We start from the raw sequence: 26,751 nt of genomic DNA on the forward strand, positions 1-26,751 counted from the left end.
TCCTGCTCGCACGGAGAGCACATTAAGTGCTCTCCGGCTCGTGCGGAACTCGCGACGGAGCAAAGTCCTCCGTCCGCCTCCTATGGTTACTTGCTTGCCGGGTGCTCAACCTCACGCTGCTTGGTACAAGTGATCTATCTGAAATATCTACCTGTAGGTAAACCCTTGTAGAAAGGTTGACTGTTATGACTAAAGAACTCGATTTTGATGCCATTAAGGCTGCTGCTGAGTCCCATCGTGCTGATATGACTCGCTTCCTGCGCGCTATGATCTCTCACCCCTCTGAGTCCTGCGAGGAGGGTGAGGTTGTTGCCTGCATCAAGGCCGAGATGGAGAGCCTTGGTTATGACGAGGTCAAGGTCGACGGCCTGGGCAACGTTATGGGCTTTATGGGCGAGGGCGACAAGATCATCGCCATCGACTCCCACATCGACACCGTCGGTATCGGCAACATCGAGAACTGGGATGCCGATCCCTATGAGGGCTACGAGACCGACGAGATCATCTACGGCCGCGGCGGCTCCGACCAGGAGGGTGGCATGGCTTCTGCTACCTACGCTGCCAAGATGATGAAGGACATGGGCCTCATCCCCGAGGGCTACAAGATCATGGTCGTCGGCACCGTCCAGGAAGAGGACTGCGACGGCATGTGCTGGCAGTACATCTACAACAAGGACGGCATTAAGCCCGAGTTCGTCATTTCCACCGAGCCCACCGACGGCGGCATCTATCGTGGTCACCGCGGCCGTATGGAGATCCGCGTCGACGTTCACGGCACCTCCTGCCACGGCTCCGCTCCCGACCGCGGCGACAACGCCATTTACAAAATGGCCGACATCATCGCCGACGTCCGCGCCCTCAACAACAACGGCTGCGACGAGTCGACCGACATCAAGGGCCTCGTCAAGATGCTCGACCCCAAGTACAACCCCGAGCACTTCGAGGATGCCCGCTTCCTGGGCCGCGGCACCTGCACCGTCAGCCAGATCTTCTACACCAGCCCCAGCCGCTGCGCTGTCGCTGACTCCTGCGCCATCTCCATCGACCGTCGCATGACCGCCGGCGAGACCTGGGAGTCCTGCCTGGACGAGATCCGCAACCTGCCGGCCGCCAAGAAGTACGGCGACGACGTGAAGGTCTCCATGTACATGTACGACCGTCCGTCCTGGACCGGCGAGGTTTACGAGACCGAGGCTTACTTCCCCACGTGGATCAACAAGGAGACCGCTCCGCACGTCAAGGCCCTCGTCGACGCCCACAAGGCCATGTTCGGTGACGAGCGCATCGGCTGCGAGCCCAGCATGGATAAGCGCACCGGTCGTCCGCTGTGCGACAAGTGGACCTTCTCCACGAACTGCGTTTCCATCCAGGGCCGCTATGGCATCCCCTGCGTCGGCTTTGGCCCGGGTGCCGAGTCTCAGGCTCACGCTCCCAACGAGGTCACCTACAAGGACGACCTGGTCACCGCTGCCGCCATGTATGTGGCTGCCCTGAACCTCTACGATCCGAGCCAGGCCGATGGCGACGCCACCGTGTTCCGCGCCGGTCTGACCAACAACAAGATCGATTAGTCCCATTCCTCGATCTTGTTGAGCCGGGGACAGCTCGTGTCCCCGGCACCCCCTGTTGACTTGGGGCCCGCGGTCGTTATCTCCCATGCTTCCTCAACGGTAGCGGGTCCTCGTTATAGTGCTCTGCATGTTCTAGCCACACGCGCATGCCGGAGCACATCTACTCATTGCAATCGTTTCATCTTTGGAAAGGATATTTACATGGACGCCAAGTTTACCGAGCTCGTCGAGCAGCTGAACGGCCTCGATTTTAAGGGCATGTACGGCAGCGACTTCCTGCACACCTGGGATAAGACCACCGATGAGCTCAAGGCGCTCTACATCGTCGCCGACGCCCTGCGCGAGCTGCGCGAGAACAACGTTTCGTCCAAGATCTTCGATTCGGGTCTGGCCGTCTCCCTGTTCCGTGACAACTCCACCCGTACGCGCTTCTCCTTCTCTAAGGCAGCCAACCTGCTCGGTCTTGAGCTGCAGGACCTGGACGAGAAGAAGTCCCAGATCGCTCACGGCGAGACCGTCCGCGAGACCGCTACCATGATCTCCTTCATGGCCGACGTCATCGGCATCCGCGACGACATGTACATCGGCAAGGGCGACGCCTACATGGCTGAGGTCTCCGAGTCTGTCCAGCAGGCCTACGAGGACGGCGTTCTGGATCACCGTCCCACGCTCATCTCCCTGCAGTCCGACTCCGATCACCCCACGCAGTCCTCTGCCGACATGCTCTACCTCATCAACGAGTTTGGCGGTCTTGAGAACCTCAAGGGCAAGAAGGTTGCCGTCACCTGGGCCTACTCGCCCTCTTACGGCAAGCCGCTGTCCTGCCCGCAGTCGCTGATCAGCCTGCTGCCCCGTTTTGGCATGGACGTCACCTTGGCCCACCCCGAGGGCTACGACCTCATGCCCGAGGTCGTCGAGCGCGCCAAGGGTTATGCCGCCGAGTCCGGCACCACCTTTAAGCAGGTCAACACCATGGCCGAGGCCTTCGAGGGCGCCGACATCGTGATCCCGAAGAGCTGGGCTCCGTTTGCCGCCATGGAGAAGCGCACCAACCTGTACGCCGAGGGCGACGACGCCGGCATCGCTGCACTCGAGAAGGAGCTGCTCGCTCAGAACGCCACGCATCAGGATTGGTGCTCCACGACCGAGCTCATGGAGAAGACCGCCAACGGCCAGGACACCATCTTTATGCATCCGCTGCCCGCCGACATCTCCGGTGTCTCTTGCGAGCACGGCGAGGTCAACGCCGACGTCTTCGACATGCACCGCGTGGGCATGTACAAGGAGGCCAGCTACAAGCCGTACGCCATCGCAGCCATGATGTTCCTGCAGAAGGTTGCCGATCCCGCCGCTACCCTCAAGGCCCTCGACGAGCGCAACACCGCCCGTTGGTTCCAGGCCTAAAGCTGGGTTGAGGTAAGCCATGTAAAGGGGGCGCTCTGCCAACCGGCGGGGTGCCCCTTTTTGCATCGTGGGCGTGCGGGATAAGCGCTTTCGATGTAGATGCCCCGCGACGCGAGTTATGGGTACGATGGTTTCAGGGGAGGTATCGCCATGAAACTTGGTTGCGTCATTATGGCTTCGGGCGAGGGCAAGCGATTTGGCTCCAACAAGATGCTCGCCGATATCTATGGCGAGCCGCTGATTGCCCGGACCATTGATTCGGTTCCCCGGGGCTTTGACGTTGTGGTTTCGACGCGTTGGCCCGAGGTCGCTCAGATTTGTGATGACAAGCATTGCCCGTGCGTGCTGCACGATGGCGAGCTGCGCAGCGAAAGCGTCCGTGCGGGCCTTTCGTGGGGAGTCGAACGTAACTGGAAAGGTTGCCTCTTTTTTCCGGGCGACCAGCCGCTCGTGAGTTCGGATTCTTTTGAGGCTATGGTTCGTGCATTTGACGAGCGTGGCCGCAAGCATCCGGTGCGTCTTGCGTGCAACGGTGAGCCTTCGAGCCCGGTGCTCTTTCCGGCGGAACTGTTCGATGCACTTATGTGTCTTGAGGGTAAGGACGGCGGCGGTTCGATCCTCAAGGACCGTACCGACGTGGTGCTGGTCGAGGCGCGTGCCTACGAGCTGTGGGACGTCGATACCGTCAAGGGACAGCGACGCATAACGGAGCATATCGCCGCCTGCTCGTATTTTGATCGCGTGGCCAACTGCATCAATCAATAAGGAGCAATTATGATCATCATCAAAAACGGCGCACTCGTGACGCCCCAGGGGCTTCGCCGCGCCGATCTTGCCATGGATGGCGATAAGATCGTGCGGATTGCCGCGGCGATTGAGCCGGCCGAGGGCGATACCGTCGAGGATGCTGCGGGCTGCTGGGTGTTCCCGGGCTTTATCGATGGGCACACGCACATGCAGTGCTGGACCGGCATGGATTGGACAGCCGATAGCTTTGAGACCGGCACGCGCGCGGCTGCCTGCGGCGGCACGACGACCATTGTGGACTACGCGACGGCCGATCGCGGCGTGACCATGCCCGATGCCTTGGTCGAGTGGCATCATCGCGCCGACGGCACCTGCACCGCCAACTATGCCTTCCATATGGCGCTTGCCGAGTGGAATGAGCGCAACCGCGCCGATCTTTCGGCCATGCGCGAGGCGGGCGTGTCGTCGTTTAAGACCTACTTTGCCTACGACCATCTGCGCCTGGACGATGCCGAGACGCTCGAGGTGCTGGAGGAGCTCAAGCGCGTGGGCGGTATCCTGTGCGTGCATTGCGAGAACGGCACGTTGGTCAACGCGCTGCAGAAGCGCGTGTTTGAGCAGGGTATCCACGGGCCCGAGGGCCATGCGCTCAGCCGTCCGGACGTGTGTGAGGCCGAGGCCGTGAGCCGCCTGCTGTATCTGGCGCACTTGGCCGGGGACGCTCCGGTCAACGTGGTGCACCTTTCGACCAAGCTGGGGCTCGAGGCCATTCGCGCTGCCAAAGCGCGCGGGCAGAAGAACATCTATGTCGAGACATGCCCTCAGTATCTGATGCTCGACGATACGTGCTACTTGGAGCAGGGCGAGGACGGCTTTGCGGGTGCCAAGTATGTGATGAGTCCGCCGCTGCGCCATGCCGGCGACCGTTTGGCCCTACGCGAGGCGCTTGTGGCCGGCGAGATCGATACTATCGCCACCGACCACTGCAGCTTTAATCTGCACGGGCAAAAGGACCGCGGGCGCGACGACTTCCGCGCGATTCCCAACGGCGGGCCCGGCGTGGAGCATCGTCCCGTCGCGATTGCCACGAGCTTTGAGGGGCAGCTGGGCCCCGAGGATCTGTGCCGCTTGATGAGCGAGAACCCGGCGCGCGTCTTTGGCATGTACCCGCGCAAGGGCTGTCTTGCCGAGGGCTCCGATGCCGACGTGTGCGTGTGGGATCCCCGGGCGCGCTGGACGATCAGTGCCGCGACGCAGCACCAGGCTGTGGACTACACGCCGCTCGAGGGCTTTGAGGCGCATGGTCGCGCCAAGGCCGTCTACGTCAACGGCGTGCTGGCCGCGCGCGACGGCGAGCCCACCGGAGCCCAGCCCGGTCGCTACGTGCCCCGCTAACAGGAAGGCCGCCGGATTTCCCTCCGCAGTTGCGGTGGAATAGTTCCTGTTTAGCCGCCAAATAGGCCGTTTCAGGAACTATTCCACCGCAACTTATAGGCCTGCTGGGGCAGCGCCAGCTACTTGAGGCTGGTGACGACGATGGGGCGGTCGAGAGCTGCCTCAAAGCGGTCGGCCATCGTGGGGTCGCTGAGCGTGTCGACTTGGTTGAGCATGATACGGGCATTGTTTAGGTTCAGCATCTGCATCTCGGCATTGAGCACCTGGGCGACGCGCTCGGGCGTGGCGATGTCGGTAGGCTCGCAGCCGCAGCGCTCGCAGAAGAGCTCGGGGCGGTGGACAACCTCGGCGACGGGCTTGCCCAGCCCCGAGGCGCCGACGACCCAGACAACGTTTGCCGTGGCGGCGGGAATTACCGGCTCCCAGGCGGCATGCGCCTTGAGCGGGAGTCGCTTGCTGCCATCTGCCTCGGCCAACACATGGTTAAAGCGCCGTGCCAGCTCGCCGAGCGGCTCGGCGGGGGCGGAGAGCTTGCCTGTCTCCGGGTCCAAGACGCCTGCCTGGCAGATGCTTCCGTGCACAAGGCCCGTGCAGGCCTCGCAGGTGCAACCGGGGACATGCGCGGCGCCCGGCTTCCAAGGCGCGGCGTCCAGGCGACGATTCGACCCGTCCCATGGCACGCCGGCGACGGGAAACATATGCGTGGTGGTGCAGAGGAGCACGCGGCCGCCAGCGCGCATGAGCTCAAGACCCAACGTCTTCAGCAACGTCGACTTGCCGCCGCTGCCGATAATCGCGGTAATGCCCGGCTCGATCCTGAGCGCCGAGACAAGATTGCCGCTAACCGTTTCCATCTGTTCACCGCCGTATAATACTGTGATAATAAATAATCATCAGAGTAGCGGTCGAACCGCTTTTGCTCTGCTCAAACCGTAACACAGGGAGGTGCCCCGGGAATGCTCGTTTATGTTCGCGGCGCCGGCGATATCGCCACGGGCGTCGCCGCTCGCTTGGTGCGCTCCGGCGTGTCGGTCGTTATGGCCGATATCGCGGTTCCCACGTGCATCCGTCGCACAATCTGTTTTTGCGAGGCCATTCGCCTGGGCGAGGTCGAGGTCGAAGGCATTCGCGCTCGCTTGGCACAGACGCCGGCTGAGGCGCTTGCGATTACCGAGGCTGGAGACGTCGCCGTTGTGGTGGACCCCCAGGCCAAGATGCTCGGCGAGTTGAAACCCGCGGCTGTGGTCGACGCGATTTTGGCTAAGCGCAACTTGGGCACCACGCGCGACATGGCGCCTGCCGTCATCGCCGTGGGGCCGGGCTTTACCGCGCCGGTTGACTGCGACGCCGTGGTCGAGACCATGCGCGGGCATTTTCTCGGCCGTGTCATTACCCAAGGTTCGCCCCAGCCCAACACGGGCGTGCCGGGCATGATCGCCGGCTATGGCAAGGAGCGCGTTATCCACAGCCCCGCCGCCGGCATGTTTCGGTCCGACCGCACCATCGGCGACATCGTGAGCGCCGGAGACGTGATCGGGTATGCGGGTGATACTCCCATGGTCACGCAGATCGATGGCTGTCTGCGCGGGCTTTTGGCGAACGGCGTGCAGGTGACTGAGGGCTTTAAATGCGCCGACGTCGATCCGCGCGGCGATGCCAGCTATATCAACTATATTTCGGACAAGGCGACGTCGGTCGGCGGCGGCGTGCTCGAGGCACTCGCTATGCTCACCGATGTCTTTAGAGGATAGAAGGCGGCAATGGAAAAGCTCGATGTGGTGAATGCGGCGCTTGCCGCCCTGCGTGCTGGCGAGACGTGCGAGCTCGTGGTCGTGGCCGGCACGGCGGGGTCATCGCCGCGCGGCGTGGGCGCCTGGATGGCCGTCTTTGCCGATGGCAGCCAAGCGGGCACCATCGGCGGCGGCAAGATTGAGCTCTTTGCGCTGGACGAGGCGCGCGAGCTGCTGGGCGCAGGGCAATCGCGTCTGGTCCGCTACACCATGGGCGGCGAGAACTCCGATACCGGCATGATCTGCGGCGGAGCCATCTGCCTGTGCTATCTGCACCTGGATGTATCGCAGGCGCCGTTGTTCCAGTCGATTGCCGACGTCTTGGCGTATCGACGCATCGGCGACTTCGTCATCGACTTTGAACCGTTTGTCGCAAACGCACTCGAGGGCGATGTGGCCGAGTACCATGGCGAGACGTCGCGCCATACCATTGCCGGCTGCCCCGAGCTTTCGCTGGTGGAGGAGGGGAGTAAGGTCACCTACACCAACGCTGCCTCCGAGATTCCCCCGGCGCACATCGAGACGCTCTGCCCCGAGGGCCTGACCTACATCTTTGGCTGTGGACACGTGGGCGCCGCGACGGCTCGCGTGCTCACGACGGCGGGCTTTGCCGTCGTGGCCTGCGACGATCGCCCGGGCACGTTGACGCCCGAATGGGTGCCCGGTGTCTACGACCGTCGTTTGGTCGACTACAAGAATCTGAGCGAGCTGTGTCCCATCGGTCCGCGCGACTTGGTGGTTGTGGCCACAGCAGGCCACAAGTCCGATATCGACGTGGTAATCCAGGCCATGCGCGCCAAACCCGCCTATCTGGGCTGCTTGGGCTCGCGCCGCAAGACGGCCTTTGTGCGCGCCCGCCTGGAGCAGGAGGGCTTTACGCAGGACCAGATCGACGGGCTGCACCTGCCGATCGGCGTTGCCATCGAGGCCGAGGATCCCGAGGAGATTGCCATCTCCATCGCTGCCGAGATGATCCACCTGCGCCGTACCAAGCTCGTCCCCCGCAAGCGCTAGTCGCATCCCCATCAATAAGTTGCGGTGAAATACGGGCTGTTTAAGCCAGTTAAGCCGTCAAACGGTCCCTATTTCACCGCAACTGCCATTTTCCTCCGTCGCATGCGGATCGGTTTGTGCGGGGGAGTTGTGGAGTTGTGCAGGCAGACGAGGTTTTTCTGGAAATACGCCCCTAATGCGCGTATAGTACCGATTGTTTTGTCGGCTCCTGCTGCGTCGAGTCCAAACCGCGAAATGCCATGAGCGGCGCGGATGCAGCCAGGAGGCACGAGGACAACCCACCGTGGCCACGCCCCGTGCTTAAAACCCCAAGAAGGAGTGAACAATGGCAGAAGAGAAGTATGTGCCGCGTCTGAAGACCAAGTACAACAACGAGGTCAAGCAGCAGCTTCAGGACAAGTTCCAGTACGAGAACGTCATGATGATCCCCAAGTTTGAGAAGATCGTCGTGAACATGGGTGTCGGCGAGGCCGCTACCGATTCCAAGGCCATCGACGGTGCCGTGCGCGACCTGCGTGCCATCACCGGCCAGCAGCCGATGATCACCCGTGCCCGCAAGTCCATCGCTACCTTCCGCCTGCGCGCTGGTATGCCGATCGGCTGCAAGGTTACCCTGCGTGGCGACCGTATGTGGGAGTTCTTCGATCGTCTGACCTCCGTCGCGATCCCCCGTATCCGCGACTTCCGCGGCATCTCCGCCAAGAGCTTCGACGGCCGTGGTAACTTCTCCATGGGCGTCACCGAGCAGCTCATCTTCCCCGAGATCGACTTCGACTCCGTCGATCACCAGCGTGGTATGGACATCACTTTCGTGACCACCGCCAACACCGATGAGGAGGCCAAGGCCCTTCTGGACGCCTTCGGTTTCCCGTTCAAGAAATAGGTTCACCTGCCCTATAAGCGCCGTTTCCACAAGGGGGCGGCGCTTGGGGCGAACAATACTCTATGTGAGGAGGATATAAGTGGCTAAGACATCGATGATCGTCAAGTGCAATCGCAAGCAGAAGTTCTCTACTCGTGAGTACACGCGCTGCCAGCGCTGCGGCCGTCCGCACTCTGTGTACCGCAAGTTCGGCCTGTGCCGTGTCTGCTTCCGTGAGCTTGCACTCAAGGGCGAGCTTCCCGGCGTTAAGAAGGCCAGCTGGTAAGTCACTACCAGCGTTTCAAGCATCCGTTTGGAACAGGGAAAACGCGCTAAATAGGCTTTGCCGTTAAGGGCGGCGAAGAACCAAGAGCACGTGTTCATCAAGAACGAAGGAGAATCTGTATGAACCTTACAGACCCGATCGCAGATATGCTTACGCGCATCCGTAACGCTAACTCTGTGAACAAGGCCACGGTCTCCATGCCGAGCAGCAAGAAGCTCGTCGAGATCGCTCGTGTTCTGCACGAGGAGGGCTACATCGAGGGCTACGATGTCGAGGACACCGTGCCCCAGAAGACTCTGCACATCACGCTTAAGTATGGTCCCAAGAAGGCTAAGGTCATCAACGGCATCCGCCGCATTTCCAAGCCGGGCCTGCGTAAGTACACCGGCGTTGCCGACATGCCCCGCGTCCGCGGTGGCCTTGGTACCGCCATTATTTCCACCAGCCATGGCGTCATGACCGACCGCGATGCTCGCAAGCACAACGTCGGCGGCGAGATCATCGCTTACGTCTGGTAATTCGGTCGGTAGGTAGAAGGAAAGGAGATCACCGTGTCTCGTATCGGTAATAAGCCTGTCCAGATTCCCGCCGGAGTCGAAGTGGCAGTCAACGGCAACAACGTTGTCGTCAAGGGCCCCAAGGGCCAGCTCGAGCTCGATGTTTTTGAGAAGCTCACCATCAACGTCGAGGACAACGTCCTCACCGTTTCCCGTCCCGACGACGAGCGTGAGACCCGTGCCCGCCACGGCCTCACCCGCGCCCTCATCCACAACATGGTTGTTGGCGTTTCCGAGGGCTTCGAGAAGAAGCTCGAGCTCGCCGGCGTCGGTTACCGCGTGCAGCAGAAGGGCAAGAACCTCGAGTTCTCCCTGGGCTTCTCGCACCCCGTGATCGTCGAGGCTCCCGAGGGCATCACCTTCGAGGTTCCCGACAACACCCACGTGAACGTCAAGGGTATCAACAAGCAGCAGGTCGGTCAGATCGCCGCTGAGATCCGCGGCCATCGTCCTCCCGAGCCTTACAAGGGCAAGGGTATCCACTATGTTGGCGAGCACATCCGCCGCAAGCTGGGTAAGGCCGCCAAGTAGTCGTAACCGACTTACTCGCATAAGACCAGCACCCCGTTAGGTGCTGGCAAGATCAACCTTTTTAGGAGTTTACGTATGAACAAGCATAAGGCGAAGCTGGAAGGCCTCAAGCGTCGTCAGCGTCGTGTTCGCGGCAAGGTCTCGGGTACCGCCGAGCGTCCGCGTCTTCGCGTGACCCGTACTAACGCCAACATCTATGCCCAGATCATCGACGACAGCAAGGGCTCCAGCCTGACGCTCGTCTCCGCCTCGACCCTCGAGGCCGAGTTCAAGGGCACCCACACCTCGAACAAGGAGGCTGCGGAGAAGGTCGGTCAGCTCGTTGGCAAGCGTGCCATCGAGGCCGGCATCACCAAGGTCGCTTTCGATCGTGGTGGCCGTATCTACCATGGCCGCGTCAAGGCCCTCGCCGACGGTGCTCGTGCCGCCGGTCTCGAGTTCTAGGAGGTATGTAGCACATGGCTCGTAATCAGAAGCAGCAGCGCGAGGCCTCCGAGTTCGAGGAGCGCGTCGTTTACATCAACCGCGTGTCGAAGACCGTCAAGGGCGGTCGTCGCATGAGCCTCGTCGCTCTCGTCGTCGTTGGCGACGGCAAGGGCAACGTCGGCGTTGGCATGGGCAAGTCCGCTGAGGTGCCCATGGCCATCTCCAAGGCGTCTCTCGATGCCAAGAAGAACATGTTCCACGTGCCGGTGACCGAGCAGGGCACCATTCCGCACGAGGTTCTCGGCCACTTTGGTGCCGGCCGCATCATCATCAAGCCCGCTGTCGAGGGTACCGGCGTTATCGCCGGCGGCGCTGTGCGTCCCCTCTTCGAGCTTGCCGGCATCAAGAACGTCCTGTCCAAGTCCCTCGGTACCGACAACGGCCTCAACATCATCAAGGCTGCCGTCGAGGGCCTCAAGGAGCTCTCCAGCCCTGAGGACGTCGCGGCTCGCCGTGGCCTGACGGTCTCCGAGATGTTCGTCGGTAAGGAGAACTAAGCATGGCTGACACCATCAAGATCAAGCAGGTCCGCAGCACCAACGGTTGCAAGCAGGACCAGGTCCGTACTGTCCGTGCCCTCGGTCTCCACAGGATCCGCGAGGTTCGCGAGATTGCTGACAACGAGTCCGTCCGCGGCATGATCTTCAAGGTCAAGCACCTTGTCGAGATTGTAGAGGAGTAGCAAATGCAGCTTCACGATCTTACTCCCGCGCCCGGTTCCACCAAGAACCGCAAGCGCGTCGGCCGTGGCAATTCTTCGGGTCACGGCACCACTTCTGGCCGCGGTCAGAAGGGCCAGGGCTCTCGCTCTGGCGGCACCAAGGGTGCCGGCTTCGAGGGTGGCCAGACTCCGCTGGCTATGCGCCTGCCCAAGCTTCCGGGCTTCCGCAACCCCCGTCGTATCGAGTACACCGCCGTTAACGTTGAGCGTCTCGAGCGCAAGTTCGAGGACGGCGCTGTGATCGACGGTGCCGCTCTTAAGGCCGCTCGCATCACCAAGAGCGAGTTCGAGCCCGTCAAGGTGCTCGGCAATGGTGAGCTCACCAAGAAGTTCACGGTCAAGGTCGACAAGGTCAGCGCTTCTGCGCAGGCCAAGATCGAGGCCGCCGGCGGAAAGGTCGAGCTGCCGTGCTAAATGGTCTTAAGAATGCTTTCCGCATCAAAGAATTGCGCGAAAAGATTCTTTTTACCATAGCTATGCTCGTCGTGTACCGCATTGGTGCGCACGTTCCTGTGCCCGGCATTCCCTTCCAGGGGATGCTGGGCCTTTTCTCGACCGATAACAATTCGGTCGCCGCAGGTGCTATGGCCCTCCTGAATCTTTTCTCTGGTGGCGCGTTGAGCTATGTTTCGGTGTTCTCCCTGGGCATCATGCCTTACATCACCAGCTCGATCATCCTCCAGATGCTCCAGGCCGTTGTGCCTTCCCTGCATGAGCTTGCCCGCGAGGGCGAGGTCGGTCAGACCAAGATTACGCAGTATTCGCGTTACCTCACCCTGGCTCTGGCAATCCTCAACTCCGTGGGTTACCTCTTTCTCTTTAAGAGCTTCGGCATCAGCTTTACTGGCGCCGGCGCTCCCGAGATCATCTTTGACCTCATGATCGTCGGCACGCTCACCGCGGGCGCCATGCTGATCATGTGGATTGGTGAGCTCATCACCCAGCGCGGTATCGGCAATGGCATGTCGCTGATCATCTTTGCGAACATCATGGCCGGTCTGCCGCAGGCGATCTTCTCCAGCACCGAGGGCAATGCCGGTGGCATCATCACCATGGTGATCATCTGCGCCATCATCCTGCTGGTCATCCCGCTGATCGTTTTCCTTGAGCGCGGCCAGCGCCGCATTCCGGTCTCCTACGCCAAGCGCGTCGTGGGCCGTCGCATGATGGGTGGCCAGACCACCTACCTGCCCATCAAGGTCAACACCGCGGGCGTCGTGCCGATCATCTTCGCTTCGGCGCTGCTGTACTTCCCGGCTCAGATTGCCGTGTTCTTCCCCGGCATCGGCTGGATTCAGGCAGTTGCCTCTGCGCTTTCGACCGGTTGGCTCAACTGGGTGCTTAATGTTGTCCTCATCGTGTTCTTCGCGTACTTCTACACCTCCATGGTGTTCAACCCCGATGACACGGCCGACAACCTTAAGAAGCAGGGCGGCTTTATTCCGGGCGTCCGTCCGGGTAGGGCTACCGCGGCCTACATCAAGAACGCGCTCAACAAGATCACGCTTCCCAGCGCTGTCTTTTTGGCGCTCATCGCCATCGTGCCTTCGATCATCTTCTCCTTCACGGGTAACCATCTGATCCAGGCATTTGGCGGCACGTCCATCCTCATCATGGTCGGCGTCGTGCTCGACACGGTCGATAAGCTCGAAGGCCAGATCAAGATGTATGATTACGATGGATTCTTTAAATAGGCTAGAGGAGGATTGCTCATGAACCTCGTATTGCTCGGAGCTCCGGGTGCCGGTAAGGGCACCGTCGCACAGGAGCTCGTCGCCGAGTTTGGCGTCGCTCACATTTCCACGGGCGACCTGCTGCGTGCTGCCGTTAAGGGTGGCACCGAGCTTGGTATTCAGGCTAAGAAGTACATGGACGCTGGCGAGCTCGTTCCCGACCAGCTCGTGATCGACCTTGTCAAGGAGCGCCTTGCCGCCGATGACGCCCAGCAGGGCTTCATCCTCGACGGCTTCCCGCGCAACACCGCCCAGGCCGTAACGCTCGATTCCGAGCTCTCCGCTATGGGTCGCGAGATCGACTGCGCCCTTCTGGTCGATGTGGCCCCCGAGGTCATCATCGATCGCCTGTCTTCTCGTCGCACCTGCCGCGCCTGCGGTTACACCGGCACCGCTGCCGATGCCACCTGCCCCAAGTGCGGCGGCGAGATGTATCAGCGCGACGACGACAAGCCGGAGACCATCAAGAACCGTCTCGACGTCTACGAGAAGTCCACGAGCCCGCTCGTCGACTACTATCGTGGCCAGGGTCTGCTCAAGTCGGTCAACGGTGACCAGGCTCGCGAGACCGTGTACGGGGATGTCAAAGAGGCTCTCGGTCTATGATCAAGATTAAGTCTGCAACGCAAATTGAGCAGATGAAGAAGGCAGGAGCGCTATCTAAGATGGCGCTCCGCCACGTTGGAGCCATGGTTCGCCCCGGCGTGTCGACCTTCGAACTCGATCAGCTTGCGGAGCAGATTATCCGCATGCATGGCGGCACCCCTGCCTTTAAGGGTTACGGCGGGTTCCCGGGGACCATTTGCGCATCGATCAACGATGCCGTGGTTCACGGTATTCCCAACCCTGACATGATCCTGCGCGATGGCGATATCATCTCCATCGATACGGGAGCCGTCGTTGACGGTTGGGTTGGCGATAATGCTTGGACGTTTTTCGTCGGCACCCCCACGCCCGAGGCCAAGGCCCTGTGCGAGATTACGCGCGATTGCCTAAAGGCTGCCATCGAGCAGGCTGTTCCCGGTAACCATATCGGGGACGTCGGCTATGCCGTTCAGTCCCTCGCCGAGTCTCACGGTTACGGCGTGCTTCGCGATTACGTGGGGCATGGTATTGGCCGCGTGATGCACGAGGACCCCAACGTTCCAAATTATGGAAAGAAGGGGAGAGGCGTTCGCCTTCAGGCCGGTATGGTCATCGCCATCGAGCCGATGGTTACGATGGGTTCCAATCATGTGAGCACGGGCTCCGATGGTTGGATCGTTACGACCAACGACCACCTGCCCGCCGCGCATTATGAGAACACCGTCGCCATTACCAATGACGGTCCGGTGATTCTTACCACGGATGCCCAAGGTGCTTGGTGCTCCCTCCAAGGCGGAGAAATGTAAAAGTCGCCGCCCCCTGATGCCCAACCTCGCCTTTCAATTTCGAAGGTATGACCCTAAGGTCTATTCCTTCTCATTTCAAGGCGATCTTGGGCATCAGGGAACGGCTTTGTTTTACATTTCAAATGTAACAAGTTCCACGTAGATGTGGAGCCATTACGAAGATATTACGATACGTGCATGCGTATTGTAGAATACTCAATCGCTGTCGTTTTCTAGAGAAAGATGATTGCTTGTGAAGAAGGAAGACGCAATTGAGCTCGAGGGTACGGTAAAGGAGCCGCTGCCCAACGCCATGTTTAAGGTTGAGCTCGAGAACGGTCATTCGGTTCTGTGCAACATTTCTGGCAAGATCCGAATGAATTACATCCGCATTCTCCCCGGTGACAGGGTTGTCGTGGAGCTTTCCCCGTACGACCTGACCCGCGGTCGCATCACCTATCGCTATAAATAGCGACACGCATACACGCTCTTTTCCGACTGCAGGCTTAGCTCAACCTACGGTCGGTTTGCGTGTGAAGACCAGCCATAGTTTTAAACGCCTGCGGCTGGGCGAGTAGATAGTAGGGAAGTAGTTTGAGCGCTACCGAAAGGAAGAACGATGAAGGTACGTCCTTCGGTCAAGAAGATGTGCGATAAGTGCAAAATCATTAGGCGCCATGGCAAGGTCCTCGTCATTTGCGAGAACCCCCGTCATAAGCAGCGTCAGGGTTAAGAGAGGAGACTACGTTGGCCCGTATTAATGGTGTCGACCTCCCGCGTGAGAAGCGCGTTGAGATCGGTCTGACCTACATTTACGGCATCGGCCGCACCACTGCGACGAAGATTTGCGTCGAGTGCAACGTTAACGTGGATACGCGCGTTAAGGACCTCACCGAGGATGAGGTTAACGCCATCCGCGATTATATCGATAAGAATCAGATCATGGTTGAGGGCGACCTCCGCCGTGAGCGCAACCAGAACGTCAAGCGCCTTATGGACATCGGCTGCAACCGCGGCCTTCGTCACCGCAAGGGCCTCCCGGTCCGCGGCCAGCGCACCCACACTAACGCTCGTACCCGCAAGGGCCCGAAGCGTCAGATCGGTGCTAAGAAGAAGAAATAAGGAGCGCTAGATAGATGGCTACTGCTAAGAAGAACGTTCGCGCTGCCCGTCTGAAGCGCGCGGACCGTAAGAACATTTCCGTGGGCCAGGCTCACATTCGTTCTACGTTCAACAACACGATCGTTTCGATCACCGATCCCCAGGGCAACGTCATTTCCTGGAAGTCGGCTGGCCAGGTGGGCTTCAAGGGCTCCCGTAAGTCCACGCCGTTCGCTGCCCAGATGGCTGCCGAGGCTGCTGCCAAGCAGGCCATGGAGCACGGCATGAAGAAGGTTTCCGTCTTCGTCAAGGGCCCCGGCTCCGGTCGTGAGACCGCCATCCGCTCCCTCCAGGCTGCTGGCCTCGAGGTCTCGAGCATCCAGGACAAGACCCCCATTCCGCACAACGGCTGCCGCCCCAAGAAGCGTCGCCGCGTGTAACTGAAAGGATCGTATCAATATGGCAATCGACAGGACTCCTGTTCTTAAGCGCTGCCGTCAGCTCGGGATCGATCCCGCTGAGCTCGGTTACAGCAGCAAGAAGGAATCTATCCGTCAGCCCAAGCGCCGTCGCAAGGAATCTGAGTACGGCATGCAGCTGCGTGAGAAGCAGAAGGTCAAGTTCATCTATGGCGTTCTGGAGAAGCAGTTCCACGGCTACTTCAACAAGGCCCGTAAGATGAACGGCGTCACCGGTGAGAACCTCATGATTATCCTTGAGTCTCGCCTCGACAACGTCGTCTTCCGTCTTGGCTTCGCCCGCACCCGCAAAGAGGCTCGTCAGTCCGTCCGTCACGGTCACTTCACCGTGAACGGCAAGCGCGTGGACATCCCGTCCTACCGCGTCAAGGCCGGCGACGTCGTCGCTGTCGGCGAGAAGTTCCGTGACCTCCTCCCCATCAAGGAGGCCCTGATTTCCTCCGAGCGCTTTGAGGTCCCTGGCTGGCTCGAGGTCGATATCGAGAAGCTGTCTGGTAACGTGCTCGCTCTGCCGACGCGTGAGCAGATCAGCGGTGATATCAACGAGCAGCTCATCGTCGAGCTCTACTCTAAGTAGTCCATCCGGGCTGCTGAGGCTGGAGGTAATACATGTCAGAATTCATTAGGCCTCAGGTTCAGGTCGAAGAGATCAACGAGACCTCTGCTCGTGTCTCCGTCGAGCCGCTCGAGCGTGGCTACGGCGATACGCTGGGCAACTCGCTTCGTCGTGTTCTTCTGTCCTCGCTCGAGGGTGCCGCCGTCGAGGCCATTCAGATCGATGGTGCGCAGCACGAGTTCATGACCATCCCTAACATGGTCGAGGATGTCACCGATATCGTCCTGAATGTCAAGGGTCTTGTCTTCAGGGCTCTCGGCACGACCGACGAGGCAACCGCCACCATCTCGGTTGACGGCCCTTGCGAGGTCACCGGTGCGGACTTCTTTATTCCGTCCGAGTTTGAGCTGGTCAACCCCGAGCAGCACATTGCTACGCTCACCGAGGGCGGCCATCTCACCATGAGCATGCGCATCGGCTATGGCCGTGGCTATGTTTCTGGCGAGGCCAACAAGCGCGACAACGATCCCATCGGTGTGATCCACGTCGACTCGCTGTACTCGCCGGTTTCCCGTTGCGCCAAGCTCGTTGAGGCTTGCCGTGTCGGCCAGCACACCGACTACGACCGCCTTGTCCTCGAGATCGAGACCAACGGCTCCATCGCCCCGCGCGACGCCGTGGTCCAGGCTGCCAATATCATCAACCAGCATATGGCCGCCTTTATGAACCTTGCCGAGACCCCCGAGGTCGAGGAGGAGGCTTCGATCTTCGCTCCCGAGGTTACCAACGACAACGCCGAGCTGGACAAGCAGATCGAGGATCTGGACCTTTCCGTTCGTTCCTACAACTGCCTTAAGCGCGCCAGCATTCACTCGGTCCGTCAGCTCGTTGAGTTCTCGGAGAACGATCTGCTCAACATCCGTAACTTCGGTGTTAAGTCGATCGAGGAAGTGAAGGACAAGCTTGAGTCCATGGGCCTGAGCCTGAAGGCTTAATGCTTCGCATATTTGAGGAGAAACTAGACCATGCGTCACAACGTTAAGAAGGGCCTGAAGCTCGGCACCGATGCGAGCCACACCAAGGCCATGAAGAAGAGCCTTGCTAAGGCCCTCTTCGAGAACGACCGCATCAAGACCACCGAGACCCGCGCTAAGGCGCTGCGTTCGGTCGTCGATCCGATCATCACCTGGGCCAAGAAGGGCGACCTGCACTCTCGTCGTCTGGCTATCGCCAAGCTCGGCGATAAGCAGCTCGTTGCCGAGATCTTCGACAAGGCTGCTCAGGGCATGTGGCAGGACCGCAACGGCGGTTACACCCGCATCATGAAGCTCGGTAACCGCAAGGGCGACAACGCTCCCATCGTTATCATGGAGCTCGTCACCGAGCCTTGCACGCCTAAGGCCAAGAAGGCTGCTCCGGCCCCCAAGAAGGCCGCTGCTCCCAAGAAGGTCGAGGCTGTCGAGGAGGCTCCTGCCGAGGAGACCGCTGAGTAGACATTCCGTCTGCATAGGCTATATTCGAGGGGTACGTTCGCGTACCCCTCTTTTTTGTCGCAATACCGTTGCTAGTTTGTTGGGAGCGCCCATGACTGCGCCGTCTGATTTCAATTTGAGCCCCGAGCTCGACGCCACCCTTGTATTTCGTGTGGCCTACGACGGCTCCTCCTATAGCGGATTTGCCGAGCAGCCGGGCCAGACGACGGTTGCGGGTGAGTTACGCCGTGCAATCGAGACGTTGCTGCGCCGCCCAATCGATCTGACGTGCGCGGGACGTACCGATGCCGGCGTGCATGCGGTGGCCCAATACATCAGCGTGCCCGTAACGGACGCTGAGCTTGCGTGTACGCGCCGTAGGTGGCTGAGGGCTATGGATGCCCTGCTGCCCAAAGATATCGCCATCAACGAGGTCTACAAGGCGCGTAAGGGCTTTTCTGCGCGCTTTGATGCGCGTTCTCGCACTTACACCTATCGCATTGCCGGCCGTGACGCGCGCCCCGTGCTGTCACGCGGTGCTGTGTGGTGGCATCGCTATCCCCTCGACGTCGATGCGATGGCGGCCGCCTGCCCTGCGCTTTTGGGCGAGCAGGACTTTAAGAGCTTTTGCAAGGTCGCCTCTGCCGTGGGCAAACCTACGCACCGTTGTGTAATGCGTGCCGAGTTTGGCCATGAGGTCGCCTTTGGCGAGGACATCCTCACGTTTACCATCGAGGGCAACGCGTTTTTACATTCGATGGTGCGAACCATTGTGGGCACCCTCGTCGAGATCGGCATGCATCGCCGCGATCCCGAGTGGATGCGCGAGGTAATTGATGCCTGCGATCGCTCCGTTGCTGGTCCTACGGCGCCTGCATGCGGTCTTACCTTTATGGGCGTGGACTACGACCCCACCGAGCTTGTGGTGCTCGATTAGGGAAGTGGCTGCCTGACGGCAATCTTTGTGTGCGGTGCCTGTGGGCGGGGCGTGTGCAACATCTGTTCTTGACGTGCATCGCGACGGGCGACCGCCCGCATTAATTGACGGGGTGTACCATGAACGGCAGTTTGTTACTAGCTGTCGAGAGGACGGAAAACTTGGTTCGACGTGGTTCGCATCCGCGACTTTCGGTGATCCTGATTGTTGAGGGTTCGCCCAGCTATGCGATGCGCGCTCTCGAGAGTGTCCAGAACCAAGACCTCTACGATTTGCAAATTGTCGTCGTTTGCCGCGGTGTGGCAGCTGGTGTGCACCATTCGCTCGAAGTTGCTGCCGGCAGAGACATTCATATTGATTTGATTGATGTTGAGGACCCAGCGCCTGGCGCCTGCCTGCGTGCCGGCTTTGCGGCTTCGCGCGGCTCCCAGATCATTGCGATGAATGCCAATGAGTGGTTTGCGCCGCAGTCCCTTTCGCAGATGGTCGAAAGCTCCTGCGACGATTCGGCTGACATCGTGTTTCCCTCTGTTTCGCTTGATCACTACGATGTTCACCGCGAGCGTCATTCCCGAGTTTTGGACGCGACATCCGTTTCTGAAGATGAGGACCGAGCGGCTTGCCTGACCCTATTGGTCTCCTGTGGTTTAATCCGACAGACCTCTGGCGTGCTGTATGATCGCGCCCTCTTTGAGGCGTGCCTTGCGCATGGCGATGCGTTTCGCACGGTGTCTTTTTTGACGTTCGCGCTTTCGCGGGCAAAGCGCGTTTCGGGATGTGGCCGTGCTCGTTTTCATGCAGTGGCGCCGTCGATTACGGAGACATTTGACCCCACGATGTTTGCCAGGCTTTCTGATGATATCGGGGCGCTCGACAGGCTTGCCGACTCGCTTGCCGTCGCGGGCGGTAGCGATCAGTTGAAACTGGTCTGCCAGCAGTATTACTACGCCGGTCTGGTTGCCTGCATCGATAATTTGTGTCTGAGCCCCCATGGGGTGTCTTCAATAGAGCGTTCGGCCCGTTTGCATGATATGCTCGAAGCGCAGCGTACCCGTCAGATGGTTGCGGCCCTTAAGGGCAATCATCGTGGTCTAGGTCTGCTCTATGGTTCGATAGCCAGCGCCAAGCCCACGCGGTGTGCGTTGTATACGCATCTGGCGGCCTTTTTCAATCGTTCGAGCGCCAAGACAGTCTAGTAGCGTGATTTTCGAAATAAATTGCATGGAATTGTTTCGAAATGCGTTCTTATTCACTAAAACCCTCAAATAGCGCTAAACTATTCAATCACTAAGTGATTGTCTCCGCAATCTTTTGGAGTGAGGTTTTGTATGGCCAAAAAACGCAATGGGCGCCAGGATGCCATCAGAGATATTGTTCGCAATAAGGACGTACGCACGCAGCGCGTTTTGGTAGACGAGCTTCGCGCCATGGGTTTCGATTGCACGCAGGCGACCGTTTCGCGCGATATCGCGGACATGGGACTGCGTAAGCTCCCCGAGGGCATCTATGTCCTTGCCGAGGACCTGCATCTGCAGCGCATGGTGTCCGAGTTGGTTACCGGCGTACTGCGCACCGATAATCTGGTTATGATCAAGGCACAGCCCGGTACGGCTTCTGGTATTGCCGCAGCTGTCGATGCTGCGGAGCTGCCCGACGTGCTCGGCTCGCTTGCCGGCAACGACACGATCTTGGTCATTGCGCAGACGGCCGAGGACGGCGAGCGCCTTGAGGCGCTCATCAACAAGCTGAGTAACTCTCACAAGTAGGGGAGTAGCGGCACTGCTGCTGTGCCGATTGTTGCTATAGGTAATTGCCGAGGGCGTTGACGAAGGTCAGCGCCCTTTTTGCATGTCAGTGCCTGTTGCCCTATCGGTCCTGTAGCCGGAGCCGTCGTGGCATCTTGTGGTATCTGCCGAAATAAAGAAGCGCCCGAGCAGCGTACGTGCTGCTCGGGCGCCTTGGTGTCAGTCGTCCTTTGCGCTTACTGGCCCGTAGAGGGGTCGGGCGTGGGCGTAGGATCGGGCGTGGGCGTAGGATCGGGTGTGGGCGTCGGCGTGCCACCGTCGCCACCCGTGCCCCCGTCGCCACCTGTCGTACCGCTATCGCCGGTGGTGTCGCCGCCCGGGGTTTCAGTGGTCGTGGTTGTCGTTGTGGTGGTTGTGGTGGTTGTGGTGGTCTCTTCCTTTTCCTCTTCTTTTTCCTTGTCTTCGTCCTCTTTGTCTTCCTTTTTATTGTTTGTGCCGTAGAACTTCCAGACGTTATTGTTCTTGTACGTGGGAGCCGTTCCGGTCGCGAACTCCTCGCGCTCGGTTCCGGCCAAAACGGTGTTCATGAACTTTTTAAAGACGGGCAGGTTGGTGCTGTCTCCCAGCAGGTCCGTGCCGTACTTTTGGATGGGAATCTCGCCTGCGGAATAACCGGTCCACAGGGCGCATGCCAGTTGCGGCGTGTAGCCGCAGAACCACAGGTTGGTGGTGTTGTCGGTGGTGCCCGTCTTGCCGGCATAGGGCTGGTTGACGCTCAGCGCGCCGGCGGCACCCGTGCCGCTGCCCTGCATGACACCGGATAGAACGTCGGTAACCGCGGCAGCCTCGCCTTCGGTGAGTACCTGCGTGGGATTGTCGGTGTGCTGGTACAGAACCGAGCCGGTACGCGAGTCGATCTCGGTGATGGCGATCGGCTGGCGATAATAGCCGCCGTTGGCAAAAGTGGCGTAGGCTGATGCCATCTCGAGCGGCGAGATGGACCCGGTGCCGAGCGTCATGACGGGAACGTCCTCGATATTGTCCTTGGCGGGATCGATGCCGAGCTTTTTGACGAGCGACATGATCTTGTTGTTGCCGATGGCTTCTGCCACCTGAATGTAGCCGGTGTTGGATGAGTATGCCGTTGCCTGCTTAAGCGTGATGTTGCCATAGCTCTGGTTGGCATAGTTTTGCACCTTGGTCGTGGTGCCCTTGGCTGTAAGAGGCGAGTTGCAGTTGAGGGTGACGTTGGGGTTCATGCCGTTTTGGATGGCAGTTGCCAGCGTAAAGGCCTTAAACGTGGAGCCCACGGGGCGCTTTGCCGTAGCGTGGTTCACATGATTCTCGTCGGCGTTGTAGTCGTAGCCGCCCACCATGCACTTGATGTAGCCGGTCTTGGGGTCAACGACGACCATGCCCATGTCCAGGCCGTCGAGCGAAAGCGTGTCGAGCTGCGCGCGCACAGCCTCCTCGGCTACCTGCTGCATGGTGGGGTCGATGGTGGTCTTGACGGTCAGACCGCCCTTAAAGAGCACGTCGGTGGAGAACTCCTGCTCAAGCAGCTGCTTAACGTAGGAGACAAAGTAGGGTTGAGAGTACACATCGACGCCACTGCCCGAAATCTCGGTCACGTTAAGCGTGATGGGCTCGGCCTGCGCGGCATCGTGCTCTTCCTGCGTGATGTGGCCCAGACGCAGCATGTTGTCCAGAACCTTGTTGCGGCGGGACAGCGCCAGGTCGGGATTAACCGTGGGGTCGTACTGCGAGGGCGAGTTGGGAAGGCCGATGAGCAGCGCGGCCTCGCTCAGGGTGAGGTCGGCGGCGGTCTTGGACAGATAGGTCTCGGCGGCGGCCTCGATACCATATGCTCCATGGCCGTAGTAGATGGTGTTGAGGTACATCATGAGGATCTCGTCCTTGGAGTACATATCCTCCATCTTGATGGCGATATAGGCCTCGCGCACCTTACGCTCGATGGTCGAGTCGAATTGTTCCTCCTGCAAGATGGTGTTGCGAACCAGCTGCTGGGTGATGGTCGATGCGCCCTCGTGGCCGCCGGTGAGGGTCGCCACCGATGCGCGCGCAATGCCCCAAAGGTCGATGCCGCCATGCTCGTAGAAGCGTTCGTCCTCAACGTCGACAGTGCCCTGCAGCACGTACGGGGACACCTGGTCCTTGGTGATGGACTTGCGGTTTTGAGTGTAGAAGCTCGCGATCTTGTTGCCGTTGCAGTCGACGATTTCGGTGGGCTCACTGACCAGATAAGCGTTGGCGTCGGTGTAGTCGGGCAGGTCGGACAGCCAGCGGTTGACGTTGCCGATCATGCCGATGCCAAACGCTACGCCCGCGATAAGCAGAAAGCCCAAAAACGAGAGCAAGATCATGGGAAGGACATGTGTCTTGGAGCGACTGCGTCCCTGTCGTTGGCGAGGACCCATATATTGACCTCCGGGTATGTCGTGCCAGGCGGCAGGTATGCTGCCTGGCAGGATGGACATAAGTTATTACACGATAAACCAATCGGGGCGCACGAAGCCTCGTGTATGCTGGTTGGCAGCAATTTTCAGAGTGAAAGCACACCTTGGCAAGGAGTTTACCGATGGCGATTCGGCAGATGGAACCGAGCGGACAATGCGAAAGCGAGTTGGCGGCGGCTGGAGCGGCGCTGCCCGAACTGCTGGCGCCTGCTGGCGGGCTCGACCAGATGCTCGCGGCGATTGCGGCGGGTGCCGATGCCATCTATGCGGGGCTGGACGGATTCAACGCTCGAGTGAGCGCGCATGGCTTTAGCGATGATGAGTTCGCGCGCGGTTGTGCCGTGGCCCATGCCCATGGCGTGCGTGTGTATGTGACGCTCAACGTGTTCGTGTTCGATGATGAGCTTGCCGATGCCGTGGCGTTGGGGGCGCATGCGCACGCGTTGGGTGCCGATGCGCTGATCGTGGCAGATACCGGGCTGGCTTGCGCGCTTCGTGCGGCGATTCCGGGGGTCGAGATTCACCTGTCCACCCAAGCGGGCGCCCATAGCGAGGGTGCTGTGCAGTTGGCTGCCAAGGAGTTGGGAGTTGAGCGCGTGACGACGGCGCGCGAGCTGAGCGTGGCGGAGATCGGGACGCTTTGCGCTACCGGCGTGCCCATCGAGGTGTTCTGTCACGGCGCTATTTGCATTGGATACTCGGGTGCGTGCGGGTTCTCTGCCCTTCGACGTGGCCGCTCTGCGATGCGCGGCGACTGCACGCAACCGTGCCGCCTGTCCTATGACTTGGTGGACGAGGCGGGGCAGAGTGTTGTCGCTGTCGAAGGGGATCGCCTGCTTTGTCCGCGTGACTATCTGGGTATCGCGCATCTGCCCGAGCTTGTTGCCGCCGGCGTGGCATCGCTCAAGATCGAGGGCCGCATGAAGAATCCCGACTACGTCTTTAACGTGGTGAGGGTGTGGCGTCGGGCGCTCGATATGCTGCGCGACGGCACATGGGATGCCGATGCGGTGCCGGCGCTTGAGCGCGAGCTGGGAAGGTCGTTCAACCGCGGCTTTACCGATGCGTATCTGCGGGGCCGTTCGGGCGCCGAGCTCATGAGCTTTGAGCGCGCGATCAACCAGGGTGTGCGCGTGGGCCACTTGGTGGCGGTGGGTCACGAAGAGGTGACGGTTGAGCTTGATGCCGCCGTGGCGGCGGGTGATACGCTCGAGATCCGATTTTACCCGGGTGCCGACGCGCGTCCCGATGTGCCCAAGCGCTGGCCGCAGGTGCCTTGCCCCGTGGATGCCGTTGCGGGAGAGCGCATCGTCGTGCATTGCAAACGCAAGGTGGACGCGGGCTGCGAGGTCTATTTGATTCGTAGCGCCGGCGTGCTGGGGCAGACGACAACGGTGTTGGAGCGCATGCGGGCCGAGGCAGATGCGGTCACGCCTGTTGAGCGGTCCGTTGAGGTGTTGCCGTTTGAGGGCGTTCTGGCAGATGGCGACGTGCCGACGGAGTTGGCGGGGCCGGCAAAGCGTGAGGCTTTTGCTCGTATGGTCTTTGCCTGGGAGCTGATGGATGTGGATCCGCGCGATGAGTGTGGTCTGTCCGATGCGACGGTGGTGCTTGACGAAGTGTGCCGCGCAGGCGACGCCGAGCGGACTCGGGCGCTTATGCAACGTGCCGGGCGCGTCGTCTGCCGCAATCTGGGACAGGTGGCGATCGCCCGCGAGCTGGGCACGGCGTTTGACGTGGCGGCGCCGGTGTTCTGTGCCAATCGGGCCACGCTTGCTTGGATGCGGAGCCTTGGCGCGGGGTGGGTATACTTGCCTGCCGAGTTGCTCGGCAATGACAGGGAGCGTATTGCCGAGCTGGCTGCTGAACCCGGCGTCTTGGGTCCGGTCGACGCCGACCGTCCCGAGCTTATGGTATGCGAACGCTGCCTGTTGACCGCCGAGGGCATCTGCGCCACCGATGCGACGGGGCAGGTCCGTTGCCGAGACTGCTTGCGTCGCAGGCAGGTGCGCTATCTGGTCGAGCGTGACGGCACGCGCCTGCCGGTCGCTGTTGACGCATGCGGCAGGACGAGGATTTTCCTGTCGTAGGTGCTGCGTCGCGTCAGTTTGTTATCATAAGAGAGTTTATGGACTTCCAGCACCGCCGTTTTCGGCGAGGGTGCTATAGCAAAAGGAGGATACCCAATGCTGTCTGTTGACGAGCAAATGCGTATCATCACCTCGGGCGCCGCGCAGATCGTCCCCGAGGCCGACCTTCGCAAGAAGCTTGAGAAGGGCGAGCCCCTCAACATCAAGCTCGGCGTCGACCCCACCAGCCCCGACCTGCACCTGGGCCACGCCGTGCCGCTGCGCAAGATGCGCCAATTCCAGGACCTGGGCCACAACGTCACCCTCATCATCGGCAACGGTACCGCGCTGATTGGCGACCCCTCGGGCAAGAACTCCACCCGCCCGCAGCTTTCGCAGGAGCAGATCGAGGCCAACGCCGAGACCTACGTGAGCCAGGCCATGAAGATCCTGGATCCCGAGAAGACCACCATCGTGCACAACGGTGACTGGATCCTGTCGATGGATCTGGCCGGTCTGCTGCAGGTGTGCTCCAAGTTCACCGTCGCCCGTATTCTTGAGCGCGATGACTTTACCAAGCGCTACCAGTCTCAGACGCCGATCGCCCTGCACGAGTTCCTGTATCCCGTGATGCAGGCATACGATTCGGTCATGATTAAGGCTGACGTGGAGATGGGCGGCACCGATCAGCTCTTCAACCTGCTCGCCGGCCGTGAGCTCATGGAGAAGATGGGCATGGAGCCCCAGATCGCGCTCACCATGCCGCTGCTCGAGGGCACCGATGGCGTCCGTAAGATGTCCAAGTCCTACGGTAACTACATCGGCCTGACCGACGCGCCCAAGGATATGTTCGGCAAGACCATGTCCATCCCCGACGAGATGATTGGCAAGTACTACCGCCTGGCAAGCTCACTCACCCCGGCCGAGGTCGACAAGATCGACGCTGCTCTGGCCGACGGCTCTGCCGATCCCTATGAGCTCAAGCGCGCTCTGGGCCGCGACCTGTGCGACACCTACCACGGCGCCGGCGCCGGCGACGAGGCCCAGGCCGAGTTCGATCGCGTGTTCAAGGAGGGCCAGCTCGCCGACTTCCCTGAGAAGCATGTTGAGCTGACCGTCAACGACGAGGGCCAGATCTACCTCGCCGGCTTGCTCAAGGACCTGGGGCTTTCGGCGAGCGCCGGTCAGGCCCGTCGCGACATCGACGGCGGCGGCGTCAAGATCAACGGCAAGGCCGTGGCTCCCAAGAGCTACAACATCGACCCCAGCGCCCTCAAGCTGGGTGACACCCTCTCCGTAGGCAAGCGCAAGGGCTTCAAGCTTATTTAGTTACGCGGTTTTACCAAACCGCGTAACAGCTCGACGCTGCGCGGGCTCCAGAGCGACAACTTGTCATTCAAAGAGGGCGGCATGACCAGAAGGTCTATGCCGTCCTCTTTTCATGCCAA

31 protein-coding genes are annotated in these 26,751 nt (G+C 60.4%); 29 read left to right on the top strand and 2 right to left on the bottom strand.

Annotated features, from left to right (window positions below):
* Positions 1-185 precede the first annotated feature (185 nt).
* The 4 genes from I2G43_RS05975 (at position 186) to hydA (ending at position 5,117) form a co-directional block, all read left to right on the top strand.
* Positions 186-1,571: a YgeY family selenium metabolism-linked hydrolase gene (locus tag I2G43_RS05975; protein ID WP_099432046.1), complete on the top strand. Its 1,386-nt coding sequence runs from the start codon at positions 186-188 to the stop codon at positions 1,569-1,571.
* Between the two features lie 201 nt (positions 1,572-1,772).
* A complete protein-coding gene (gene ygeW, locus I2G43_RS05980; RefSeq protein WP_055252229.1) occupies positions 1,773-2,975 on the top strand; it encodes a knotted carbamoyltransferase YgeW in 1,203 nt (400 codons plus the stop codon).
* Between the two features lie 150 nt (positions 2,976-3,125).
* Positions 3,126-3,740: a nucleotidyltransferase family protein gene (locus tag I2G43_RS05985; protein WP_195535461.1), complete on the top strand. Its 615-nt coding sequence runs from the start codon at positions 3,126-3,128 to the stop codon at positions 3,738-3,740.
* A gap of 9 nt (positions 3,741-3,749) precedes the next feature.
* Positions 3,750-5,117, top strand: a complete 1,368-nt coding sequence (gene hydA / locus I2G43_RS05990; protein ID WP_195535462.1) for a dihydropyrimidinase — start codon at positions 3,750-3,752, stop codon at positions 5,115-5,117.
* A gap of 119 nt (positions 5,118-5,236) precedes the next feature.
* Here the strand turns inward: hydA and yqeC are convergent, their stop codons facing one another.
* Positions 5,237-5,971 (bottom strand): selenium cofactor biosynthesis protein YqeC, encoded by a 735-nt coding sequence (gene yqeC / locus I2G43_RS05995; protein WP_195535463.1) that lies wholly within the window; start codon positions 5,969-5,971, stop codon positions 5,237-5,239.
* 102 nt (positions 5,972-6,073) lie between these two features.
* Here yqeC and yqeB point away from each other — a divergent pair, with 102 nt between their 5' ends.
* The 23 genes from yqeB (at position 6,074) to I2G43_RS06110 (ending at position 20,778) form a co-directional block, all read left to right on the top strand.
* Positions 6,074-6,868 carry a selenium-dependent molybdenum cofactor biosynthesis protein YqeB gene (gene yqeB / locus I2G43_RS06000; protein WP_117638133.1) on the top strand — a complete coding sequence of 265 codons (795 nt, stop codon included), beginning with the start codon at positions 6,074-6,076 and terminating at the stop codon, positions 6,866-6,868.
* 9 nt (positions 6,869-6,877) lie between these two features.
* On the top strand, positions 6,878-7,921 hold the full coding sequence (locus I2G43_RS06005; RefSeq protein ID WP_195535464.1) for an XdhC family protein: 1,044 nt from the start codon (positions 6,878-6,880) through the stop codon (positions 7,919-7,921).
* Positions 7,922-8,246: 325 nt separating this feature from the next.
* Positions 8,247-8,804 carry a 50S ribosomal protein L5 gene (rplE, locus tag I2G43_RS06010; RefSeq protein ID WP_006235260.1) on the top strand — a complete coding sequence of 186 codons (558 nt, stop codon included), beginning with the start codon at positions 8,247-8,249 and terminating at the stop codon, positions 8,802-8,804.
* Positions 8,805-8,883: 79 nt separating this feature from the next.
* The gene (locus I2G43_RS06015) at positions 8,884-9,069 is read left to right on the top strand and encodes a type Z 30S ribosomal protein S14 (RefSeq protein ID WP_022094280.1); all 186 of its coding nucleotides are present in this window, start codon (positions 8,884-8,886) and stop codon (positions 9,067-9,069) included.
* Positions 9,070-9,188: 119 nt separating this feature from the next.
* On the top strand, positions 9,189-9,587 hold the full coding sequence (gene rpsH / locus I2G43_RS06020) for a 30S ribosomal protein S8 (RefSeq protein ID WP_006235262.1): 399 nt from the start codon (positions 9,189-9,191) through the stop codon (positions 9,585-9,587).
* 33 nt (positions 9,588-9,620) lie between these two features.
* Positions 9,621-10,157 (top strand): 50S ribosomal protein L6, encoded by a 537-nt coding sequence (gene rplF, locus I2G43_RS06025; RefSeq protein ID WP_118079428.1) that lies wholly within the window; start codon positions 9,621-9,623, stop codon positions 10,155-10,157.
* Between the two features lie 75 nt (positions 10,158-10,232).
* On the top strand, positions 10,233-10,601 hold the full coding sequence (gene rplR, locus I2G43_RS06030) for a 50S ribosomal protein L18 (protein ID WP_055252235.1): 369 nt from the start codon (positions 10,233-10,235) through the stop codon (positions 10,599-10,601).
* A 14-nt stretch (positions 10,602-10,615) separates the two neighbouring features.
* The gene (gene rpsE, locus I2G43_RS06035; protein WP_006235265.1) at positions 10,616-11,140 is read left to right on the top strand and encodes a 30S ribosomal protein S5; all 525 of its coding nucleotides are present in this window, start codon (positions 10,616-10,618) and stop codon (positions 11,138-11,140) included.
* Positions 11,141-11,142: 2 nt separating this feature from the next.
* Positions 11,143-11,325 (top strand): 50S ribosomal protein L30, encoded by a 183-nt coding sequence (rpmD, locus tag I2G43_RS06040; protein WP_006235266.1) that lies wholly within the window; start codon positions 11,143-11,145, stop codon positions 11,323-11,325.
* Between the two features lie 3 nt (positions 11,326-11,328).
* Positions 11,329-11,778: a 50S ribosomal protein L15 gene (rplO, locus tag I2G43_RS06045; RefSeq protein ID WP_006235267.1), complete on the top strand. Its 450-nt coding sequence runs from the start codon at positions 11,329-11,331 to the stop codon at positions 11,776-11,778.
* Positions 11,772-13,058 carry a preprotein translocase subunit SecY gene (gene secY / locus I2G43_RS06050; RefSeq protein WP_117775826.1) on the top strand — a complete coding sequence of 429 codons (1,287 nt, stop codon included), beginning with the start codon at positions 11,772-11,774 and terminating at the stop codon, positions 13,056-13,058. Before rplO ends, secY begins: the two co-directional genes overlap by 7 nt.
* A gap of 18 nt (positions 13,059-13,076) precedes the next feature.
* A complete protein-coding gene (locus I2G43_RS06055) occupies positions 13,077-13,703 on the top strand; it encodes an adenylate kinase (protein WP_006235269.1) in 627 nt (208 codons plus the stop codon).
* A complete protein-coding gene (map, locus tag I2G43_RS06060; protein ID WP_195535465.1) occupies positions 13,700-14,488 on the top strand; it encodes a type I methionyl aminopeptidase in 789 nt (262 codons plus the stop codon). Before I2G43_RS06055 ends, map begins: the two co-directional genes overlap by 4 nt.
* A 232-nt stretch (positions 14,489-14,720) precedes the next feature.
* Complete coding sequence (infA, locus tag I2G43_RS06065) at positions 14,721-14,939, top strand: translation initiation factor IF-1 (RefSeq protein WP_035137443.1); 219 nt, start codon at positions 14,721-14,723, stop codon at positions 14,937-14,939.
* A 147-nt stretch (positions 14,940-15,086) separates the two neighbouring features.
* On the top strand, positions 15,087-15,200 hold the full coding sequence (rpmJ, locus tag I2G43_RS06070) for a 50S ribosomal protein L36 (protein WP_006363204.1): 114 nt from the start codon (positions 15,087-15,089) through the stop codon (positions 15,198-15,200).
* 14 nt (positions 15,201-15,214) lie between these two features.
* A complete protein-coding gene (rpsM, locus tag I2G43_RS06075; RefSeq protein ID WP_022094275.1) occupies positions 15,215-15,589 on the top strand; it encodes a 30S ribosomal protein S13 in 375 nt (124 codons plus the stop codon).
* A gap of 14 nt (positions 15,590-15,603) precedes the next feature.
* Positions 15,604-16,008 (top strand): 30S ribosomal protein S11, encoded by a 405-nt coding sequence (gene rpsK / locus I2G43_RS06080; RefSeq protein WP_006235274.1) that lies wholly within the window; start codon positions 15,604-15,606, stop codon positions 16,006-16,008.
* Positions 16,009-16,027: 19 nt separating this feature from the next.
* Complete coding sequence (gene rpsD, locus I2G43_RS06085; protein ID WP_006235275.1) at positions 16,028-16,624, top strand: 30S ribosomal protein S4; 597 nt, start codon at positions 16,028-16,030, stop codon at positions 16,622-16,624.
* Positions 16,625-16,656: 32 nt separating this feature from the next.
* Positions 16,657-17,598 carry a DNA-directed RNA polymerase subunit alpha gene (locus I2G43_RS06090; RefSeq protein WP_006235276.1) on the top strand — a complete coding sequence of 314 codons (942 nt, stop codon included), beginning with the start codon at positions 16,657-16,659 and terminating at the stop codon, positions 17,596-17,598.
* Positions 17,599-17,628: 30 nt separating this feature from the next.
* Positions 17,629-18,096, top strand: coding sequence for a 50S ribosomal protein L17 (rplQ, locus tag I2G43_RS06095; protein WP_006235277.1), 468 nt, complete (start codon positions 17,629-17,631; stop codon positions 18,094-18,096).
* Between the two features lie 91 nt (positions 18,097-18,187).
* Positions 18,188-19,012 carry a tRNA pseudouridine(38-40) synthase TruA gene (truA, locus tag I2G43_RS06100; RefSeq protein ID WP_195535466.1) on the top strand — a complete coding sequence of 275 codons (825 nt, stop codon included), beginning with the start codon at positions 18,188-18,190 and terminating at the stop codon, positions 19,010-19,012.
* Between the two features lie 119 nt (positions 19,013-19,131).
* The gene (locus I2G43_RS06105) at positions 19,132-20,208 is read left to right on the top strand and encodes a glycosyltransferase (protein WP_195535467.1); all 1,077 of its coding nucleotides are present in this window, start codon (positions 19,132-19,134) and stop codon (positions 20,206-20,208) included.
* Between the two features lie 132 nt (positions 20,209-20,340).
* On the top strand, positions 20,341-20,778 hold the full coding sequence (locus I2G43_RS06110) for an arginine repressor (RefSeq protein ID WP_022094272.1): 438 nt from the start codon (positions 20,341-20,343) through the stop codon (positions 20,776-20,778).
* 215 nt (positions 20,779-20,993) lie between these two features.
* Here I2G43_RS06110 and I2G43_RS06115 read toward each other — a convergent pair whose 3' ends face one another.
* Entirely contained in the window at positions 20,994-23,195 is a 2,202-nt protein-coding gene (locus I2G43_RS06115; protein WP_195535468.1) for a transglycosylase domain-containing protein, read from the bottom strand.
* A gap of 161 nt (positions 23,196-23,356) precedes the next feature.
* Here I2G43_RS06115 and I2G43_RS06120 point away from each other — a divergent pair, with 161 nt between their 5' ends.
* A complete protein-coding gene (locus I2G43_RS06120) occupies positions 23,357-25,324 on the top strand; it encodes a U32 family peptidase (protein WP_195535469.1) in 1,968 nt (655 codons plus the stop codon).
* A gap of 96 nt (positions 25,325-25,420) precedes the next feature.
* Complete coding sequence (tyrS, locus tag I2G43_RS06125; RefSeq protein WP_118259169.1) at positions 25,421-26,632, top strand: tyrosine--tRNA ligase; 1,212 nt, start codon at positions 25,421-25,423, stop codon at positions 26,630-26,632.
* The last annotated feature ends 119 nt before the right edge of the window (positions 26,633-26,751 follow it).

The organism is Collinsella aerofaciens, from assembly GCF_015557435.1.
Lineage (GTDB): Bacteria > Actinomycetota > Coriobacteriia > Coriobacteriales > Coriobacteriaceae > Collinsella > Collinsella aerofaciens_Z.